11 protein-coding genes are annotated in these 18,165 nt (G+C 54.4%); 8 read left to right on the top strand and 3 right to left on the bottom strand.

Annotation, left to right across the window (positions count from 1 at the left end; genetic code table 11):
* The first annotated feature begins 719 nt into the window (after positions 1-719).
* From JIN87_RS14595 to JIN87_RS14585, 3 genes are all read left to right on the top strand, one after another.
* Positions 720-2,141: a hypothetical protein gene (locus JIN87_RS14595; protein ID WP_200356318.1), complete on the top strand. Its 1,422-nt coding sequence runs from the start codon at positions 720-722 to the stop codon at positions 2,139-2,141.
* Between the two features lie 67 nt (positions 2,142-2,208).
* Positions 2,209-3,138, top strand: a complete 930-nt coding sequence (locus JIN87_RS14590) for an alpha/beta hydrolase (protein WP_200356317.1) — start codon at positions 2,209-2,211, stop codon at positions 3,136-3,138.
* 175 nt (positions 3,139-3,313) lie between these two features.
* Positions 3,314-3,775 carry a helix-turn-helix domain-containing protein gene (locus JIN87_RS14585; protein ID WP_200356316.1) on the top strand — a complete coding sequence of 154 codons (462 nt, stop codon included), beginning with the start codon at positions 3,314-3,316 and terminating at the stop codon, positions 3,773-3,775.
* A 32-nt stretch (positions 3,776-3,807) separates the two neighbouring features.
* Here JIN87_RS14585 and JIN87_RS14580 read toward each other — a convergent pair whose 3' ends face one another.
* The 3 genes from JIN87_RS14580 to JIN87_RS14570 are packed head-to-tail and all read right to left on the bottom strand — an operon-like array spanning position 3,808 to position 10,003.
* Complete coding sequence (locus JIN87_RS14580; protein WP_200356315.1) at positions 3,808-7,038, bottom strand: efflux RND transporter permease subunit; 3,231 nt, start codon at positions 7,036-7,038, stop codon at positions 3,808-3,810.
* A gap of 28 nt (positions 7,039-7,066) precedes the next feature.
* Positions 7,067-8,515, bottom strand: a complete 1,449-nt coding sequence (locus tag JIN87_RS14575; protein WP_200356314.1) for an efflux RND transporter periplasmic adaptor subunit — start codon at positions 8,513-8,515, stop codon at positions 7,067-7,069.
* A 48-nt stretch (positions 8,516-8,563) separates the two neighbouring features.
* Complete coding sequence (locus JIN87_RS14570; protein ID WP_200356313.1) at positions 8,564-10,003, bottom strand: efflux transporter outer membrane subunit; 1,440 nt, start codon at positions 10,001-10,003, stop codon at positions 8,564-8,566.
* A 243-nt stretch (positions 10,004-10,246) separates the two neighbouring features.
* Here JIN87_RS14570 and JIN87_RS14565 point away from each other — a divergent pair, with 243 nt between their 5' ends.
* From JIN87_RS14565 to JIN87_RS14545, 5 genes are all read left to right on the top strand, one after another.
* Entirely contained in the window at positions 10,247-10,870 is a 624-nt protein-coding gene (locus JIN87_RS14565) for a TetR/AcrR family transcriptional regulator (RefSeq protein ID WP_200356312.1), read from the top strand.
* Between the two features lie 21 nt (positions 10,871-10,891).
* Positions 10,892-12,271: an efflux transporter outer membrane subunit gene (locus tag JIN87_RS14560; protein ID WP_200356311.1), complete on the top strand. Its 1,380-nt coding sequence runs from the start codon at positions 10,892-10,894 to the stop codon at positions 12,269-12,271.
* Positions 12,272-12,289: 18 nt separating this feature from the next.
* Positions 12,290-13,507: an efflux RND transporter periplasmic adaptor subunit gene (locus JIN87_RS14555; RefSeq protein WP_200356310.1), complete on the top strand. Its 1,218-nt coding sequence runs from the start codon at positions 12,290-12,292 to the stop codon at positions 13,505-13,507.
* A gap of 21 nt (positions 13,508-13,528) precedes the next feature.
* Positions 13,529-16,696, top strand: a complete 3,168-nt coding sequence (locus JIN87_RS14550; protein ID WP_200356309.1) for an efflux RND transporter permease subunit — start codon at positions 13,529-13,531, stop codon at positions 16,694-16,696.
* 199 nt (positions 16,697-16,895) lie between these two features.
* Complete coding sequence (locus JIN87_RS14545) at positions 16,896-17,969, top strand: LacI family DNA-binding transcriptional regulator (RefSeq protein WP_200356308.1); 1,074 nt, start codon at positions 16,896-16,898, stop codon at positions 17,967-17,969.
* Positions 17,970-18,165: the final 196 nt, after the last annotated feature.

Genomic DNA, 18,165 nt, shown 5'->3' with positions numbered 1-18,165 from the left:
CAACAACAGATCATCAGGAAGCCATTTGCAGGCGTCCCTAGAATTGAGTCCTCAATTGAAAAGGCTAACAAAAGTTAGCGAGAGTCAGGTGCAATACTGACCTAGCAGGTCATGGTGGGGCATCGGGTTTACGGGGCAGTTTCTATTTGTAGTTTAATCGGGATACAGAAGCGTTATGGGATCGCTCCTGTGCGACTAGTTCGTACGCATCATAGAAAAAGCATCCACAGCGAGCAATGTGATCCTTTGTTCGGCGCCCCATGTTCTTTTGCCCGAAGCGACCGACCGTTTTCTCAGCGAGTGCTCCAATCCACCTCGTAAGATTCCCTCAAAGACAAGCCCAACATTCACCCCCAATCGGGCCATAACATCATGGCTTCGAACGAGCTAAGAAATTCCAAGGCACACTCCAATCGATCAGCGCTGGAATCTTCTTTAGCCAACAGATCCGGCTTTTCCGCGAACTCCGACATTCGAACACTCTATTCACAGGAAAACACCAACAAATACCACCAATCTCAAATCCTAGAATACGAAGCTCAAATTCCGCTGCCTAAACAGGCCGCAAAATCGTGCCGTCCCCAATTAAGAAGAAACTCGCCCCGTCGACTTCAGGCTATCCGTAAACTGAAACATTAAACACCGGCGTACTTATCGAAGCATTACTTAAACACCAAAGGCTGACAACTTTGCGGTTTCCACCCTACCGTAGTTTGAGTATGCCTAAACCTCTCCCCGTATCGCTTCGCCGCATCCTCCTGTCGGCCTTTGTCCTTATCGCGTCCATAGCCAACGCCCAAACCAACTTCGTCGAAGACGCCGGCCAAGATGAAGAGGAGTTCTTTTTCCTACTCGAAGGCTACACTCGCTACGGCGGCGATATCGAAGTCATCGACGGCCTCACGGGAGAGAAATACACCAAGAGCAACGAAGTCGTCAAAGAGGTCCACTACACGCTGCCTCAGATCATGGGCGGCTTGCACAACCTCTTGCTCGACTACGAGTCCCGCCACATGGACTACCACCTCAAGATCGGCGAACTCAAAGAAAGCGCCATCGCCGAAGTCGCGAAGGGATTCGGTTTCAAGAATTTCAAAATGGACCGCAGCCAATGGCTCACGCGAGAACGAGCCATCCTCCGACGCCTGCGAGCCGAACCGTTCTTCAAAATCAAGGAAATCGTCATCTGGGAAGTCGACAAGCTGAGAGGCACCTTGCCCGACAACAAATACGCCCGACACATGAAATGGGACCCGGACAGCCTAAGCTGGCACAGCCGCGTCCTCACACACTGGGAAGTCGTGCACAAGCGCTACGGCAAAGACGGGCAGCCCTACTTTTTTTATCCGGAAAAATGGCAAGGCTTGAACCTTCAAACCAACGAAGGCTTCCACATCATAGACGTCGGCCTGCCCGGAGACATACGCCCCGAAGCCTTCAAGGAAGTAGACGTTTCCTACCCGATCATCGTACGCAGCCAAGAAGACGCCCAGGAGCAGATCAAAAAGTTGCAGCGCCAGATCTACCAGAACTTCAGCCACCTCTACGACCCCTTCACCTGGATCGCCCGCCGCAACGTACGTTTCCGCCAGGCCTATTCCTGGGAGCTGCAAAACTACATCGCCGACCGGGGATCCAAGTTCCGAGACCGCAAATGGTTCGACCCGATGATGGCTCGCTTCATCACCGACATCGTCACCGTCGAGCTCGAAGGATTGGAAGAGGTATACGACCTCTACATCACCCAACAGTTCGGCAACTCCAAGAACACCCTCGGCAAGGACCTTGACCTCCTAAATTGGCACGAAGATGAGAAACGCGAGGGCCAGGCCTCGAAGAAGGACGGCAAGATTTGGATCAACTTCGACAATGCCGACGGCGCCCGCCTCGTACTGCTCGACGTGTATTTGCGTTATGGCGACAAGTTTCTCGAGGCCCTACGCACAAACATCACAAGCGTGAAAAAACGTCAGGAAGCACGTCCATTGATTCGTCAGACGATTGAAGAAGTGACCGGCATACCTGCGGACAAATACATCAAAGCCGCTGCCAAAGCCCAAAAGCTCGGCATCGAAGACAAGCTTCGGGAGTACCGCGAGCTACGAGCGAAAGCCGATTCCGGATCTTTCGGCTACAATTAGACCTACTCCGAAACACTGGAACTCAGCAAGGATTGCGCTTTCCTCCACGGCGTTTTACGCACCTACTATGTCCCGATTTCTCGCCCTCTTCATCATTCTACCTATGACCGCTCTAGCCGGAGTCCTCGACAATCCGATCACACTTCCTCTCTACGAAGGAACTCCTCCCAACCATCAGGATTCCTCCCATCAGGAAATCATCGAATCAAACGATAGGCGTATCTTTATCCGCCAGGTCACTACACCAACGATCGAAGTCCGACTCCCCGCCAAAGGCAACGCTACCGGGCACGCCGTCGTCATCTGTCCGGGCGGAGGCTACCGAGGACTTTCCTACGACTGGGAAGGCATCGACGTCGCCAGCAGGCTAAACGGCCAAGGCATCGCCGCCATTATCCTCAAGTCCCGCTTGCCAGACGACGAAAGCAACCAAACACCCCACCTCAGCCCCTTGCTCGACGCAAAACGCGCCTTGCGCATCGCCCGCCACAACGCCGAGGCATGGGGCTACGACTCCGACAAAATTGGCATCATGGGCTTTTCAGCAGGAGGCCATCTCGCCTCCACCCTTGGCACAAGTTTCGATGCAGGCGAGCCAGAGGCCGCTGACCCGATCGAACGCCATAGCTCCCGCCCGGATTTCATGATATTGCTCTATCCGGTGATCAGCATGCGTGAGAGCTTCGCTCACTCGGGTTCCCGATCGAATCTGCTGGGAAATTCTCCCAGCGACGAGCTCCTCGAACGCTATTCCAACGAAACGCAGGTTTCCCCCAGTACGCCCCCAACCTTGCTAATCCACTCCTCCGACGACGAGTCAGTGCCTGTCGAAAACAGCATCGCGTTCTACCAGGCCTGCCTCAAACACGGCGTTGAGACGGAAATGCATCTGTATCCGTACGGCGGACACGGTTTCTCGCTCGCCATCAGCCACGGCGGCAGACTATCCACCTGGCCAGATCGCTGCCTTGAGTGGATCAAAGAGCTGGAACTCTAGAAAAAAGCACACGCCCAGAAGACTTCTGTCCTCCCTAAAAATACGGATGACAGCTTGCAGTTTCAAACGTGGAACCGTTATCCGGAGCACGAATCTAAACCGGTCATCGGTCTGACAGGACCATTCATCTAATCCACTTGTCGCGCTTTATATCACTTCTAAAAACCGACAAAACGTGTTCCACGAACATCTCCGATCCGTCCGCCAGAATTTAGGTCTCAACATAAAACAAGCCGCAAAACGCTGCGCCTTGAGCCAAAGCAGATATCTAGACTACGAACAAGGTTTCGAACAACTAGACCACCTGCAGCGCTTCGGAGTACTATCCTTGCTAGGACTAGATAGGCACGCGTCCCAGAGATTGATGCACCTGCTCAAAGACGAACGCCCCGAGTCACCCCCTCTCTCAGCCGACCAGCGAGACCAGCAATACGTCTACGCAAACAAGCACTCCTACGTCTTCGTCAACAGAGATGACCTTTCGGAATATTCGATTCCCGTGCACGATGTCGGCTGGACCGAGGACATCCTTCGCGTCATCAGCGAGATGATCAAACTCGACTGGATTTCAAACGTACACATCAAGGCCTTCATCAGACTAGCCTGCTCCCGTCTAGACTTTGAGAAAGTAAGCTAAAACCAGCGGTCCTCCGTCGAGCCCGCACGCAACTACTCTGCCTTGGCTAAAACCTCCGCCTCTTCCGGAAGGTCGCTCCTCACTTGCTTCTTGCCGTAAACCCAACGGAAGAAGTTCCCAATGTCATTCACCACAAGGTTTGTCAGTGGCACGAAATACAGGGTGATAAAGGTCGCGAACAAGATTCCCCAGCCGAGAGAGATCGCCATCGGGATTAGAAACAAAGCGCTGCGTGAGCTTTCAAACATGATCGGCAGGAGACCTGCGAACGTCGTCAGAGAAGTAAGCAAGATCGGTCGGAAACGCTTAACCCCCGCCAAACGAACAGCCTCCGGCAAGCCCATGCCTTCCTTGCGGCGTTTGTTGATGAAATCGACCATCACCAGACTGTCGTTCACCACGACTCCCGACAGGGCAAGCATCCCCAGTATCGACATCATGGTGACATTCACCACCGGATTAACGGCACGATTCAATATATCGTCATAGACAAAGCTCATCAGATCGTGCCCCACCAAAGCGCCTGCCACCCCAAAGGGGATAGCGGTCATAACGATGAACGGCTGCACATAGCTCTTAAACGGAATCGCCAGCAGGACATAGATAATGATTAGCACGAGATAGATGCCCCGCATCAACTCCGCATTATTGTCTCGCGTACGAGCTGCATTGCCCTGGAGCGTGTATTCCATCCCCGAATATTTGCTCACGAGCTGCGGCAAAAAGTTTAACTCGAGATCAGCTTGGATCGCTTCCTCGTCGGTCTGGTTCTCATCTCCATCAGCCGTCACCCGGATGATCCGATTTCGATTAAAGCGCTGAATCGATGGCAAGCTCTTTCCAGGGACAACTTGAGCGACCTCCTCAAACGGCACCTCTGCACCGCTCGGGGTTCGTATCTTCATGCTGTGCAAGGCCGCCACGCTTTTGCGTTGAGCTTCTGGATACCGCACCATCACGCGAATATCGTCCCTTCCCCTTTGGATACGCTGCGCCTCGATCCCGTAAAACGCCTGGCGTACTTGCGAGGCTAACTGACGAGAGGTCACTCCTAGATGCACAGCCTGCGGCTTGAGCTCGAGCTCAAGCTCCTCCGTCGCTCGCTGAAAGGAATCCTCGATATCGTAGAGCCCTTCATAAGTCGCCAACTTTCGCTGCAACTCCTTTGACGCCTCGACCAGCTCTTCGATTCGCGGTCCTTCGAGCTGTACATTCACAGCGCCACCACCACCAAAAGAGAACGAGAAGCTCATCGACTCCGCCTCTGGAACCGGGCCAACCATCTGCCTCAGCCTCATGGTCAATTCCCGCACACCGATGTCCACTCCAGTCTCCTGCGAAGACGCCAACTCGATTACGATCTCACCCTCTTCCGCGATACCAGCCGAAGTGCGCCAGCTACTAAACGGACGGCCACCCGCTGTCGCAAAAATGTTCTTCAAGATGTCTACTCCATGTTCTTCCTTGAGGTCCTCCTTCAAGGCCAAAGCCGCGTTCTCAACCTTGTCTACAACCACCTGAGTCGATTCGAATGCCGTACCCACGGGCATGAATACATTCGTTGTTATAATTCCTCGCGGCAGCCGAGGGAAGGTGGAGTATGAAATCTGTCCCGCCATATAACGGGCGATGAAAATTCCGAGCACCCCGATGAACACCATCAACACCGCGTAACGGTAGCGTAGCACTAGTTCCAGCGAAGGACGATAGTACTTCTCGATACCGTACTCTAAGCCGTTCGCAATCCTACGTTGCACACGAGTGATGATCGACTTCTTGGACGTGTTCGCGTTGTTGATCGGGCGACAGTGCTTCAAGTGAGCAGGCAAAATCAGCTTCGACTCAACCAACGAAAACAAAAGAACAGGAATGATCACAAACGGGATCTGCTTAAAGAAGTTCCCGCGGAAGCCAGTCATCTCCACGAGCGGATAAAAGGCCACCATCGTGGTCAGAACACCAAAAACAACCGGTACCGCGACCTCTTGCGTCCCCTTAATCGAAGCCGTCAGCGAATCCTCTCCAGACTGCATCCGCTGGTAAACATTCTCCCCAGTGACAATCGCATCATCCACCACGATACCGAGGGCCAAGATGAAAGCGAAAACCGTAATAATGTTAAGCGAGACGCCGACAACAGGCATCAGGAAGAAGGCCCCGCAAAACGCGATTGGAATCCCCAGAGAAACCCAGAACGCAAGCGAAGGTCGCAAAAACAAAGAAAGAACCATGACCACCAAAACGTATCCAAAAATAGCGCTCCCCTTCAGCATACTGAGACGCTCCACGATTCGCTCCGAGTCGTCTTGCCAATAGTCAAGAGTGATCCCCGCCGGCAGCTGCTCGCGCTTTCGATCTAGGTAAGCCTTCACCTCACCACCGAGTTCGATTATGTTCTGCTGCCCTACCCGATAGACATCCACCGCTACCGAACGCTGCCCGTTAAAGCGAGGATTGATCGGTGTTTCGTCGAAACCATCGCTCACTCGAGCCAGCTCACCAACCGTAATGCGAGTCCCGTCTGGGCGCGTAAACACTACGATTTCTTCAAACTCCTCTCGAGTGTAGGCCTGTTGCGATGTGCGCAACATGATGTCCCCGCTCGACGACTTGATACGTCCCGCCGACAGATCTAAAGAGTGATTTCGGATAGCCGAGCTAAGGTCATTAAAAGACAGTCCATACTGGCGTAGTGTCTCTTCGGATACTTCTACCGAAATCTCATAAGGCCGAACCGCTTTGAGAGAAGCGATAGAGATGCCATCAATATTCGTAACTTCATCTCGAACCTGCTCGCCGAGTCGCTTCAACTCCAGCTCACTTAGATCGCCCGAGATAACAATCGTTATAACCCGCTCGCGCCATTCAGGCATAGCCACACGCGGACGCTCCGCCTCCACCGGAAAGGTTCGAATCGAATCCACCCGATTCTTAATCGTATCCTGAGCTTCCGCCAAGCTGTAGCCTTCCTCGATTTCAAGCGTAACCGTGCCAGAGCTAGAAGTCGCCCGACTGGTCATTTCCTTAATGCCGTCTACATCGTAGAGCTCCTCCTCAAGACGCGTGATGATCGCTTGCTCTACTTCTCGCGGAGTCGATCCCGGATACGGGACCGTCACCGTGATAGAGCGGGACGGATAGTCCGGGAACTCCTGCAAAATGATCTTGTTGAAAAGCGTATAAATCCCGACCGACAAAATCGCGACCATCAAGATGTTCGCCGCAACGCTATTCTTGGTAAACCAGGCAATCAATCCGTTCATCTTAGTATCCGATTTATGGGTTCACACACTAGCTACGAGGACGTCCACCACCGCTTCTTGGCGGCATTTCCTCTCCATTAGCCTCCGCCCATTCAGAGATTTTCCCCATAAGCGGACGCATTTTAGAAAAGTCCATGTTCGCCTTCAGAGCAACCAACTCATCCTTCAGGTCTGCTGGCATCCTGTCTCCGAACTTCTCAAGAATCTGGTCGAAATAAGCAGTTGGTCCCCCTCCGCCACCGGAACTTGGGCGACGTCGTTTCTTAGGCTCCTCAGCTTCAGCGACCATCGCGTCAGGACTTCCCTTAACCTCTTCCATCTTCTGAGCGACCTGCCAACCTTCCAAGGCGTAAGGCACGTCTGTCATGCAAAGTAAATCCCCCGCAGAAAGGCCGCCATTGACGATGATGCTCTTATCATTCTCCCAAACGACATCGACCTTCTTACGCTCCAGATAGCTCTCGCCATCAACTAAAAGCACATAGCTATTTTCGCGGAACATGTTGCGTGGAACCACAAACACATCCTTCAAAGTCCTGCCCTCGATCGCTGCTTGCACGAAGGTCCCGACTTTCAACGGCGGGCGGCCGTGTACCGTCTCGCCGTAAGGATCCTCAACTTGGGCGACCACGAAGATCTGCCGCGTCCGCTCGTCCACCGCTCCTTCGGATCGAACGATACGACCTTCCCAGGTATGCGTCTTGCCGCCAACGGTAGATAAAAGCTCAACCTTCGGACCATTTTCGATCGAAGGATTTGATCCGCGATAGATCGAAGGCAGCGACAGATAATCAGCCTGCGAAGCCGTTAAAGGCAAACGCACTTCCGCGTAGTCGACCGCATAGATCTTAGCCAATTGATTTCCGGTCGAAACAAACTGTCCTACATCCACACTCTTGGTCAAAATTCTTCCCGCGTAAGGCGCTTTCACCTTGGTACGCTCCAGGTTAAGTTTCGCAGTCTCCACACGAGCTTGAGAAGAAGCCACCGCAGCACGCGCCTGACGAATCTGTGGCTCGCGCAAAGTCAACTCTGTCGCCTGCACTCCAGGATTGAGACGCTCCCAGTCGCGGCGAGCCTGTTCGTAGCGCGCCTCTTCCTGATGGAGGGCAAGCTCAGTTTGAGCCAAAGAAGCCTCCGCTACCCTTAGCTCCGAATGGTAGTCCCTGTCGTCTATCTCCAGCAACACCTCGCCTTCCTCAAAAAACGCTCCGTCCTGAAAATTCGGAGACACCTTTACGATCCGTCCACGGACTTCAGGAATCAGCGTGCTCTCAGTCCTTGCCTTGACCGATCCTTGAGAACGCAACGTCACCTGAAAATCCTCAGGAACCATGGAGCGCACCACGACCTCGGGACTCGGCGGAGAAAAACGTCGTCGCTGCGGCTCCTCCTTGTTGGCGAAAATCCAAAAAATGATCCCCCCGAAAACGAGGGCTATTACGACGGGAAGTACAAATTGAAGGGTGCGTCTCATGGCAAAAGCGTGTCAGTGGTCAGATGGTGCAATAGTAGAAATTAGTAATCAGCTCTCGGTCTCAAACCCGCCCCCAAGTGCGAGGTACAAGTCGATTCGGCTCTGTATTCGTCGATTCGCGACAAGAATAAAAGCACGCTGGGAATTGATAGCGCGACGAACGGAATCGAGCACCGTGGTTATTCCAGTCAAACCGCTGGAATACTCCTCCCAAGCGAGCTTCTCCGCCTCTATCGATTCCGAAGCGGCAACCTTAAGCGCCTCGTAATCGACAGCAAAGGAGTCCTGGTTTGAAAGCGCGTTCTCCACCTCTCGGAAGGCGGTCAATACAGTATCGGAATAGTTGGCGACATTCTGTTCGTAAGTCGCAATCGCTCTCTGGTAGTCAGCCTTCAACCTCCCTCCGCGAAACACAGTTTGGGCGACGCTCAAAGACTTCGACCAAATTCGATTGTCCATCAATTCGAAGATATCTTGAAAATCCTTCGCGCTGGTCCCGCGACTCAACGAAAGATTCACATTCGGAAGCCGAGCCTTGCTCTTCTCAAATTTCCGCTGTTCCGCAGCTGCCAATCTTCGCTCCGCAGCTACGATATCAGGCCGGCGCAATAGCAGCTCCGAAGGCAACCCCACCGGAATCGACGCCTTCAAGTCAGGAAATTCGGATACAACATCGATCTCCTTCTTCGGATAGCGACCCAGCAGAACCTCCAAGCTGCGTATCGACGCATCACGATTCCGGCGACGATTCTCCAAGGCGCTCCGGCTAGAGGCAACATTGGCTCGGATCAGTCTAACGTCTAGAGCCCGAGCAATTCCATTTGCAAAGTTTTCCTCGATGATCCGCGAACTCTCGGTGAGCGCTTCCAATGTCCTCACCTCCAATTCGTACTGCTGATTCGCTTCGATCGCGGAATACCACGCCTTGGCAACTTGGGCTGCGATCGAGAGCCTCGCCGCCTCGTAGTCCGCCACCGCAGCTTCCCCGTCAGCGAGATCACCCTTGTATCCATTTCGGACCTTACCCCACAAATCGATCTCCCAGGTCATACGCGCATTAAGACCGTAGGACTTGTTAGTCGGAGTCTGATTGATCCCGGACGCGCTGCTGCGACGCGACTCCGACCCATTTCCGCTGAGGATAACACTCGGGTACAGTTCAGATCGATTGAACCGCGTTCCCGCAAGTGCCGCATCCAACCGGGCCCCCGCACGCTTGAGGTCGTAGTTGTACTCCATCGCTTCGGCCAAAATCGATTCGAGCTTCGGATCCTCAAAGTCTTTCATCCACGACGAAGCCTCGAAAGCAACCTGCTGCTCAGATCTCGACGACCATTCCGTAGGGACCTCCGCATCGAGTTCACCTAATTTCGAAGGTGGCGTACTCACGCACCCCGCCAGGCCAAAAACGACGACACCGAGAAGCCCAGACTTCGCAGTCTGGCGCTTAAGTTTTGATTGTTGTGAGAAGTCAGGCCGAAGTGGCATATCTGGCTAACGAAGCTGTCTGGGTTGATTTTCTATGCGTCAAGGCGGCAGCGTTTGCAAATGCCGCGCCAATTCCCCTGCCTATCCCGCTCAAGGAACGCTTGGAACACGAAAGCGAATTCTAACATTTCAATTATTCTAATATATAGAACGCTTTCTCCTTCACGGGCCCGAAATTTCGAATTTGGAAGTGAATTGCCTTGCTCGCTTTTAAACAAACGTTTGATTTTTTTGAGCAAACGGATGAACAAAACCCAGATCAAGTTAATTGAGGCTGCGGAACGGGAGTTTGCCGACCGCGGATTTCATGGAGCCTCCGTACGGGACATCACCACACGGGCAGGCACCAATGTCGCTTCCATTAACTATCATTTCGGATCCAAGGAAGAACTGTTCCTCGCCATGATCCGCCACCGGATCGAGCCCATAAACCAAGAGCGCTTCGAGCTGCTAGAGGCGGCTCTACAAGAAGCGAACGGAACCCCACTCGAAGTAAGAAGCCTCGTCGAGATTCTGATTCGTCCACTGGTCAATTCCTTCAGTCGCGGCACAAACAGAAAATCCTTCATGCGAGCCATGGGACGAGGCATGTCCGAAGAGACGCAGTTCACCTCCATCCTCTACAAAGACGTACTCGGAAAACTCATAAAAACCTTCCGCTACGAGTTTGGCAGATCGATGTCTGACCACCCAGAGGAGCTCGTCGACCATTGCTTCGCCTTCCTCGGCAGCTCCATCAGTGGGGTCATGCACCACCGCCAAAAAGCGGACAACGGCCACATGCGTATCAATTTTCCTGATGCAGACCACCTCATTAACTTCGTCACAGGCGGAATAGAGGCAGTCGTCGCCGCCACCCGTCCGTAATTCCAACGAACTCTCCGATCTATGAAATCGAGCCTTAGAATTGGTCTGAGCGCTGCCATCGCCTTTCTCCTTTCCAGCTGCAGAACAACCGAGGTATCCACTGAAACCTCGCTTGATGACGTCCCCGTTCCGCAAAGCTGGAGCGAAAGCTCCGGCACCTACGCTAGCCAGGATTGGGTCGCTACCTTCGGCTCCTCCAAACTGAGCCAGCTCGTCATCGAAGCGCAGGAGAACAACTTCGGCCTAGAAAGCGCCTACCAAAACGTCAGGGCCGCCGAAGCGGCCGCCCGAATCAGCGGAGCCAACCGCCTCCCAAGCGTCGGAGCCGGACTTCGCTCCTCCGATAGCCAAAGCTTGTTCAGCTTCGATCCACCTATAACCGTCGATAGCGAGAGCCATGCTCTGAGCTTAAGCACCCGGTGGGAAGTCGATATCTGGAACCGCCTGGCCGAAGAACACCTCGCAGCCAAGTCCCAGTACCGAGCAAGCGAAAACGACTACCAGTCCTTCCAATTATCCCTCTCATCTCAAGTCGCTCGAGCCTGGTTCAATGTCATCGAATCGAAGAGCCAGTTCGAACTAGCCGACGCAAGCGCCAAGGCCTTCGACTCAAAACTCGAAGTCCTCGAAAGCCGCTATTCGCGCGGACTGACTGACGCCTTCGACCTACGCCTAACCCGAGCCCAAGCCTCGTCAACCCGAGCCTCCGCCATCGCTCGTCGCAGCCAGATGGATACCAGTGTTCGACAGCTAGAGACGCTGCTGGGACGCTACCCATCCGCCGAACTGCAAACCTCTGAAACGCTGCCAAGCCTTCCCGAAACGCCAAACGCCGGTCTGCCCTCCGAGCTCATCGAACGTAGGCCCGACGTGCTCGCCCAACAAAATCGACTCCTCGCAGCGCTCGCCCTCGAGAAATCCGCCTCCAAAAACTGGCTTCCCAGCCTCGTGCTCACCGGATCGGACGGCACGCTTTCAAACGATTTTTCCGATCTCCTCGACAGCGACTTCAACGTCTGGTCCATCGCCGGAGACCTCACCATCGCCCTCTTCCAAGGCGGTCGCCTCAAAGGACAACGCGACCAACTAAAAGCCAGCCAGCTGTCACAACTCGCCCGATACAAAGACACCGTCATTTCCGCATTCCGAGAGGTAGAGACCTCGCTCCGCGCCGAAAAGGACCTGCTCGACCTAGAGCAACAAACCGAAATCGCCTCCAATGAAAACCAGCTCGCCGAAGAGCAAGCCTGGAAGCTCTATGCCCGCGGCCTTGTAGACATCACCGCCGCGCTCGACGCCGAGCGACGCTCCTTCGAAGCGCAAAGCCAGCTTCTCTCCATCCGCAACCAACGCCTTCAAAACCGAATCTCGCTCCACATCGCCCTAGGCGGAGATCTCTAATTTCCAAAGACACACACAATGGACCAAGACCTAAACCGCCCCTCCGTTGCCAAATGGCTATTCCTGCACGTCGTCCCCGCCATTCTCATGCTCGTGATCGCATCTGGCGCCGTGTTCGGCCTCGCCATCGCCCTTAAAAAGCCGCCCGAAACACTACCGGCCGAAAAGATCCTTCCCGCAGTCGACGTCCTCGTCGTACAGCCAACCACTCACACGATCTCCGTCGAAAGCCAAGGCACCGTCGAACCTCGCACCCAGACCACCTTGTTCGCGGAAGTGTCAGGCCGAATCGAATCAATTTCCCCCGCCCTCTACGCCGGCGGATTCTTCAAAAAAGGCGATATCCTCGCTACCATCGACGATACTGACTACATCGCCAATTTGGCTTCCGCCAGGAGCCGCTACGCCGACGCAAACCTAGCCTACCAACAAGAACTCGCCACCTCCGCACAAGCTCAAGAAGACTGGAAAGCCCTCAGCAACGGAGAAACGCCCACCGACCTCGTCCTACGCAAACCGCAACTCGCCAGAGCCAAAAGCAATCTCGAAGCCGCCCAAGCCGCCGTAGCATCAGCCGAACGCGACTTTTCGAGAACAGTCGTAAAAGCCCCCTACAACGGCCGGGTACAAAGAAAATTCGTCGACGTCGGCCAATACGCCAACGCCCGCCAAAGCCAAATCGCGAGTATCTACTCTGTGGATACCGCAGAAATCCGACTAGGCCTATCGCTGCAAGACACCCAACTCGTAAGAGTTCCCGAAACCTACAGCGACGGCTCCGAGAGCGGAACGCGCCCTGGCGTAACCATAAAGTCCATCTACGGGGGAGAAGAATACAGCTGGCGTGGTACGATCGACCGCTCCGAAGGCGCCGTCGATCCGATGTCCCGCCTTCTCTACATAGTCGCACAAGTCGACGACCCCTACGGCAAAGACCCATCTGGCGAACGCCCGCCCCTTAAAGTGGGATCCTTCGTCACCGCCGAAATCGACGGTGCGAAGCTCCAAGACGCTTACGTCATTCCACGTCGCGCCCTGCGCGAAAACGACACCCTCTTCATCATACGAGACGACAGCACCCTCGAAATCCGCCCCGTCACTCCCATCCAAAAGACCACCGAGATAACTGTTATCCAAGGGCAACTCTCACCCGGCGAAAAGGTCTGCCTCACACCTCTCCAATACGTCGTCAACGGTATGGAAGTCATTCTGCCCGACGAGGAATCCGCAAACTAGAGAACCAGACAACCACTCGCCATGATCGCTTGGTTCACCAAAAACGGAGTCGCAGCAAATCTGCTGATGCTCATACTCGTCATCGGAGGAATCGGTTCCACCTTCACTGCCAAGACCGAGCTCTTCCCGGAATTCTCCCTCGACATGGTTTCGGTACGCGTGCCGTTTCTCGGAGCCGCTCCAGAAGAGGTCGAAGAACTCGTCGTCATTCGTATCGAAGAAGCCCTGCAAGGCGTCAACGGCATCAAGGAGATCAACTCTACCGCGTCCGAAGGATACGGCTCGGTGACCGTCACAGTAAACAAGGGCTACTCCATCTCCAAACTCAAGGACGACATCAAGACCCGCGTCGATGCAATCCCAAGTTTCCCAGCCAACACCGAACGTCCCATCGTAGAGGAAATCCTGATACCGAAAGACGTTATTCGCGTTTCAGTCTATGGCGACGCTAGCGAGATCGAAATCAAAAAGATCGCCCAACGCGTACGTGACGAGCTCACGGAAATATCCGGCATCTCCCAAGTATCCGTCGAAGGAGTACGTGCCTACGAAGTCGCGATCGAAGTCACCGAAAACGCTCTGCGTTCCTACGACTTAAGCTTCGACCAAGTCGTCAATGCTGTCCGCCAAAACTCCCTCGACCTCCCCGGCGGAATTATCAAAGCCAAAGGCGGAGAGATCCAGCTGCGCACTAAAGAGCAGGCCTACAACGCCTACGACTTCGAAAACATCGTGCTGCTCACCCAGCCAGACGGTGCCCGCGTGTACCTCAAGGACGTCGCTCACATCAACGACGGCCTGGAAGACACGGACCTGACTTCATTCTTCAATAACAAGCCAGCCGCCACGGTGCTCGTTCGGGAAGTGGGCGACGAAAATCCGCTCACAATCTCGGACGAAGTCTACACCTACGTCGAAAACGCACAGCAAACTTGGGTTCCCGAAGGAATCACCCTGGAAGCTTGGAGCGACTCGTCCTTCTACCTCAAAGGCCGTATCGACATGCTACTGGAAAACGGAGCTATCGGTTTCGTGCTCGTCCTCATCTCCCTCACCATCTTCCTGCGCCCTTCCCTAGCGTTTTTCGTAGCCATCGGCATCCCCGTCAGCTTTTTGGCCACCCTGGCAATCGGCCCCTTCGTCGGCATCACTGTAAACCTCATCTCCCTCTTCGCATTCATCCTAGTGCTCGGTATCGTGGTGGATGACGCGATCGTAGTGGGAGAGAGCGTCTTCACCGAATTCCAGACAAGCGGCCCCGGCACCGAAAGCGCCATCAAAGGCACCCACCGCGTATCCACTCCTGTAACGTTCGCGGTCATCACAACCATGGTCGCCTTCGTACCCATTTTGTTGTTACCTGGCATGCCGGGCAAATTCATGGGCGTCATTCCCTGGGTCGTCATTCCCACCCTAGCTTTCTCGCTCGTCCAAAGCAAACTCGTGCTTCCTTACCACCTCTCGCTCTGCAACGTGGGCGACAAGCACAACCGCAACGAGCTCAACTGGTTCTCCCGTATTCAGAGAGGCATCTCCGACGCCCTCGAGCGATTCATCCAAAAGACCTACCAAAAGTGGCTCAAGCGAGCCATTCGCTGGCGCTGGTTTACCTTCGCTTTCTTCGGCATCTTTTTCGCCATCGCGATCTCGCTACCCGTCTCGGGACTCATGCGCTTTGTCTTCTTCCCAAGCGTACCCTCGGACTACATCTTCACTAGCCTGACCATGATCGAAGGCACTCCCGTGGCCGAAACGCAAAAGGCGATGGACCGCATAGAATCCGCCCTCGAAGAAATTCGCCAGGAAGACTCCGCCTCAGGCAAAATCGATCCGGTGAAGAACAAGCTCGTCATGCTCGGGGCCGCCTCGGCTCCCGGCGATCCTTCCGGTGGCGGAGCGTCCGGCGGAAACGTCGGCCAGATCATTCTCGAACTCGCGAAAAGCGAGCTGACCGACTCGAACGCCAATGACGTAGTTGAACGGTGGAGACAAAAAGTCGGCAACATCCCCGGAGCCAAACGCCTAAACTTCCAAGCCAACGCCGCCGGCCCAGTAGGCCTTCCCGTCGACATCCAATTAACCGGACGCGACTTCGACAAACTCAAGGCCGCCTCCGTCGAAATCCAGGAAGAGCTCCGCAATATCAGCGGGCTCCACGATATCCGCGACACCTATTCCGAAGGAAAACGCGAACTCAAGATCCGCCTCAAAGACAACGCCCGCGCCCTCGGAATCAACGCTTCCGACCTGGGCCGCCAAGTTCGCAACGCCTTTTACGGAGCGGAAGTTCAACGCGTCCAGCGAGACAAGGAGGACGTAAAAATCATGGTTCGCTATCCACGCGAACAACGCCAATCCCTCGGCGACCTGGAAAACATGCGCATCGTGGCCCCCACCGGGGCCCGTATCCCCATGTATGAAGTGGCCGACATCGAAATGGGCATCGGCTATCCCTCCATCTCCCGGTTAGACCGCAAACGTATAGTCCGTATCCAGGCCGAAGCGGACAAAACAGCCATCACGACAGAGGAGATCCGTCAGAAAGTATACGTCGAGATCCTCCCCAAGATCTTGCAACGCTACCCGAGCGTGACCCCGGCCATGGGGGGCGAAGCAAAGGACTTCGCCGAGTCCACCCCCGTACTGATCGGCGGCTCCGTACTCGTGCTCACACTAATCTACATGCTGCTGGCCATCCCCTTCAGAAGCTACCTCCAGCCAATCATCGTCATTTCAGTCATCCCCTTCGGAGTAGCCGGAGCGATTGTCGGACATCTCTACGGCTTTCAAGAGCTCAGCCTGCTATCCTTCATCGGCATGATCGCGATGGCCGGAGTTGTAGTGAACGACTCACTCGTACTCGTCGAACGCATCAACCGCCTACGCGAAAGCGGGCACAGCTTGATCGACGCCGTCCGAATCGGAGGCATGCAACGCTTCCGCGCAATTTTGCTGACTTCGGTCACGACCTTCGTGGGACTCGTCCCCATTCTCCACGAAACCAGCCTGCAAGCTCAGTTCCTCATCCCTATGGCCACTTCGCTAGCGTTCGGGGTCGCCTTCGCCACATTCATCACTCTCTTCCTCGTTCCCTGCGTCTACTTGATGCTCGAGGACTTCAAATGGATCGTAGGCCTCTGGTGGAAAGGTTTGATCTCATACTTCAAGAAAAGCCAAGAGACAGCTTAGCCCACCCCTGCTGAGGAAAGGATTCTCAAGAGCATTCCGCAAGATCTCCTTTAAACAGGGCATTCTATAGCAAGAGCTCAACTAGCAATTCCAACGACTTGCACTTTGCTCCTTTCGCATACTCTCTCTTAAGAGTCAGCTCTTTCACAAGAGCGACCTAGAACATCACTCCAAAACTAAACTCATCACATCACCCCTCATGGACAAACCCCGCGTACTGATGAAGGACGTGGCGAAAGTCGCCGGCGTCCACCAAACAACCGTATCCCTGGCTCTACGTAATCACCCTAGCCTGCCTAAAAGCACGCGGGAACGTATTCAGAAGCTAGCGGACGAAATGGGCTACCGCCCCGACCCGGCACTATCCGCCCTCGTCGCCTACCGCCAAGCCACTAAAAACCGACCGAGCGAACAAGTTATCGCCTGGATCATAAACGTTCGCGACCCCAAGGGCGTCAGCGAGCACCACGTGCATCGCGACCTTCTCGCCGGAGCAAAGGAACGCGCTACCGAACTCGGCTACAAGCTCGACACCTTCTGGCTGGGCCATGAGTACAAAGACTCGAAGTCGCTCAACCGCGTTTTGCAGGCTCGCGGCATCCAAGGAGTCATCTTCGGAGCCTTCGACTATTTCGACGAACCATTCGAGCTCGACTGGGAGCAATACTCTCTCGTCAAAGTGAATCCATTCCCGGAATTCCTTGAGTTCGACTCAGTGCAAACCAATCAAATCGAGTCCATTCGCCTCGTGCATCGTAAGCTCAAGGAAATGGGAATCCATCGCATCGGACTAGCCGTGTCCGAGTTCGAGGAAGAGCACAAGCACTTCACCTACGCCTCCGGATTCTACAGCCTCAGACGCGAGATCCCCGCCGAGGATTGGATCGAGCCACACTACTTCCAGCACGGAGCCGACTACAAGGAGGACGTCCGTCCCGCAGCTTTGGAATGGGCCCGTGAAAACAAAGTCGAAGCCATCATCAGCAACTGGAACAACATGGCCGATGTCGCCAGATCCATGCTACAAGAAGGCAACGAATGCCGCTTCGTCCCCCTAGACGCAAATAAACGCTCCCTCAAGTTCGGCGGCATCGACCAAAACCACCACGAAAACGGACGACGAGCTGTCGACATGGCTGTCGGTCAAATCAAGACCTTCCGACGCGGAAACGAGAACACCCCCTGTACCACTCTCGTCTCGCCCAAATTCCTAAAAATCCCAGAGCAGTGCCCCATCAAAGAGGAACTCGCTCAATCGCTCGTCTCGCAATAGAGACATCGGATCAAGCAAACCACTCTCGCCCCTGCCACAAAAGGCAGGGGCTTTTTCTTGTTCAACCACGATTCAAAAATCAAAACGCCTTACCTAAACGCTCTTTTTTGAACAACATAGCCGCCGAAATTTGAAATCAGCCTAGTCCGCCACTAGTTCAGCTTCTAAAGAACAACATTTAAAACCAAACACATCG

The organism is Pelagicoccus mobilis, from assembly GCF_016595505.1.
Lineage (GTDB): Bacteria > Verrucomicrobiota > Verrucomicrobiia > Opitutales > Opitutaceae > Pelagicoccus > Pelagicoccus mobilis.
Note: the sequence above shows the minus strand (reverse complement) of the source record. Positions and strands in the feature narration are given on the sequence as shown.